This window comes from Lactobacillus sp. A27 (assembly GCF_016742815.1).
Classification (GTDB): domain Bacteria; phylum Bacillota; class Bacilli; order Lactobacillales; family Lactobacillaceae; genus Lactobacillus; species Lactobacillus gallinarum.
In genome coordinates this window covers 1-3662 of sequence record NZ_JAEHNT010000046.1, presented here as the reverse complement: position 1 = coordinate 3662, position 3662 = coordinate 1, and the positions used below count along the sequence as shown (strand labels likewise).

Annotated in this window: 1 protein-coding gene; it reads left to right on the top strand. The window is 40.1% G+C overall.

Features of this window, described 5'->3' with window-relative positions; genetic code table 11:
* Positions 1-3518, top strand: a 3518-nt coding sequence (locus tag JEM49_RS06765; RefSeq protein ID WP_201874313.1) for a mucin-binding protein, incomplete at its 5' end; no start/stop codon positions are given.
* Positions 3519-3662: the final 144 nt, after the last annotated feature.

Below are 3662 nucleotides of genomic sequence, written 5' to 3'. Positions count from 1 at the left end.
GTCCCAAAATTGTCAAAACGTATCCTCGCAATAATGCGGACGCACCTGTTCAGACTGGCTCTCATGGTCCCAAAATTGTCAAAAAGTATCCTCTAACAGATGTAAAAGAATCTGATTGGCAGCTTGATACTTCTAAACAAAACGATGACGTAATTATTGATGGTGTAATTGATTTCAAACCCGTCAAAATCATTCAGGTTAATGGCTACAAGGCTCACCCTACTGTAACCACTAAAGATGGAACCGATGTCGAAATTCTTGAAGAGACTGCAAATCAAGGTGATAACATTTATCACGTTGTTCGTTACGAAGCTCAAGATGAAACCCAAATCGTTCACTATCAAGGCGATGACGGTCAACCAGCTAAAGAGCCTGACGGCAAACCTGTTCCAGACGGTACAGCAACCGGTAAGACCGATCAGCCGGCAACTACGCCCATTCCAGGTGGTTGGAAAGACAAAAATCCTAGTGAAACGCAAAATCAAACTATGCCACGTCCTGATGACACTGGCAAGGTGCCACCTAAGATCGTTACAATTGAGCATGACCATACCACTGTAACGCCGGATAAGCCGGCAACACCCGGTGATAAAATTGTACCCGGCGATAACAACAAGAATACGCCCAATGATCATATTTATCCAAACGATACTAAGGCGCAAAAGGACAATTTAAATGGTATTGCTCACCGCACGATTACCATTGAAACACCTGATCATACTAATCAAGATAGTCGCACCTCTACAATCGTTGATCAAACAATCGACTATCAAAGAAATGCCGATGTTGATACAGTAACTGGTGAAGTTAACTCATACGGGGCATGGACTCCAAAAGATCCTGCTGCTAAAGCCTCATTTAAAGTTAGCGCCGTTGCTGGCTACGACCTTGAAGTAGAAGGTTTAGATTCAACTGGCTACACCAAAAACGATGATGGTTCCATCACAATTAACGTCGAAACACCTGATCCAACTAAATTTGCTAACTCAACTAGTGATTTTGATTCAACTAAAGTTTTGCTAAATCAAAAGATCACTGTTAAGTACAATGCCAAGCCTCAATCAGTAACAATTAAGTATGTTGATGACGATAATGGTGGCAAGGACGCATCTATTTTAGATAGCGCGGTTCAAAATCAAACCGTTAAGGGCGTAACTGATCAAACGGTTGACATCACTTATCCAGATTTATCAAGTAAATGGACTGTGGTAAGTGGCGAACAACCTACTTATAAACTTACTGCGGATGGCAATCAAGAAATTACAGTTCACTTAAAGCACGTAACGGGTGTTTCACTTGATCCAGATCATTTGCCTGATGGCACTAAGAACCCTGAAAATGATAATAAGCCTGCAACCACAGACAACTTTACGCATACGGTAACTAGAACTGTTACAGTTGATTATCCTGCTTCATATACCGGTACTAAGAGCAATTTAAGCCAAACCGTAACTTTGACGCGCACGGCAACTTATGACAAGGTGACAGGTATTGTAACTTGGGGTGCATGGTCAACTGGTAAGTTTACAGCTGAAACACCTGATGCTGTTGCTGGTTATACTCCAAGTCTTTCTTCAATTGCTGAAATGCCTGTAACGCACGATACTCAAAATCAAACCGTTCATATTACTTATTCAGCTAACAATCAAAGCGTAATTTACAAGTTTGTTGATGACGATAATCATGATTCTCAAGTCGGAAACGATATTGTATTTAGCGGTCCAACTGATTCTACTGTTTCTGCTGATGATTTAGCTAAAAAGTTGCCGATTCCAGAAAACTATGACTTAGTAGGCACACTTCCAACTAGTTATACTTTCAAGACTACTAACCCAGCTCAAGAAGTCCACTTAAAACACCACCATGTAACTATTGATAAGGATGATATCCCAAGTGGTGCACACGATCAAGGTAATCCAACACATGAGGTAATACCTGATGACTTTACTAAGACAATTACTCGTCAAGTTACAATTAATGTGCCAACGCACGAAAATTCAAGTGCTAGAAAAGCCGTTGATAAGTCACAATCTGTAACTTTAACTCGCACAGGTGACTACGATACCGTAACTAAGACAGTTAAATTCGGTGACTGGACTACCGACAAGTTTAGTGCTATTCCAGTTGATCAAATCGCTGGCTACGATATTAGCGGAGATGGTTATGATTCAGCTAATAAGCAAATTGACGGTACTAATGTAACCGCTGATTCAAGCTTTACTCCGATTGTCATTAATTACGACGCCCAAACACACACAGTAACTTATCACTTTACTGATAGCAAAGGCGATCAAGCAGTTGATCCAGATGGCAAGGCAATTCCTGACGTTCCAGTTAAAGGTAAAACCGATGACACAGCCCATACTCCTGCGTTACCAGATGGTTGGGTAGTAAATACCGATTCATTTGATAAAACGGTTAAAATACCAAGTGCAGACAAGACTGTCAATGTGGCAATTAAGCATGGTACTATCATGCTTGACCACACTCAATCACATAACAAGGGCGATAAGATTGATGGTACTACAAACCGTACTTATGATTCAGGTTTAACGGCCGCTGATTTGAACCAAACGGGTACTCGTACGATTACCTTCTACTTCCCAGCTAGCTACAATGTAAATGATGCAAAAGCTGTCTTTGGCAAAGGTGATAGTCATAATCAGATTACTTATGACGCAGCTGGTCACACTGCAACTATTGTTCAAACTGTAAACTTCACACGCGGTGCTGAAGTTGATACGGTAACTGGTAAGGTTATTAGATACATCAGCAACAATAATACTGAATTTACTCCAGTGGGCAAGACTGCAAAAGAACCTTGGGACAGCGATCCAATTAGCGGTAAATACGCAGCTATTAAGATTCCAAAGATTGATGGCTACACGGCTAAATTTGAGGACACTGTTGATGAACAGCAAGCTCATCCTTCAGACAATATCAAAGATAAGGTAAGCTATGATTCAGATAAAAAGACATCTGCTGTAGATCCAAATAAGGATAAGGATCAAGATAATAAACAAGGTGTAAATACTGATACGCAAAAGCCTACTGATACGCAAAAGCCTACTGATACGCAAAAGCCTACTGATTCTAATAAGTCTAACGTTGATCTAAACGGCAATAAGAATACGAATGGAACTGGAGAGGCCACTAAGAAGAACAATAAGAAGAACAATAAAAAGACTAAGTCCTTAAAAAATGTTCTTAACAGTAACGGCAAAGGCGTAACCAATATGGTAACGACCGTTTCAGGTTCATCTAACGGCAAACTAAGTGCAGGTAACGAAAATACTAGTGCTCAACCCGTAAGTAGCTTGAAAGCAAATACTGTCCAAGCTGCCACAATTAATTCTAGCTCAAACGGTGCAGTTCAAACTAATAACAGCACTGCAAAGAACTTGCCACAAACTGGTGTAAGTGAAAAATCAAGTGTATTTGTTTCAATCATGGGCGCACTTGTTTCAAGTTTAGGTTTACTTGGTCTTGCTGGCAAACGTAAAAAGCATGAAGACTAATTAAACTACATAAAAATAAAAGTGTCTGGGAAAAAACTAAATCCTAGGCCATGAAAAAAGGGCTCTCTGTCAAATCGTGTTGATAGAAGTCAACTATAATTTAATAATTGGATTAAGCATCAAGCTGCTATGTACCAGCTTGAT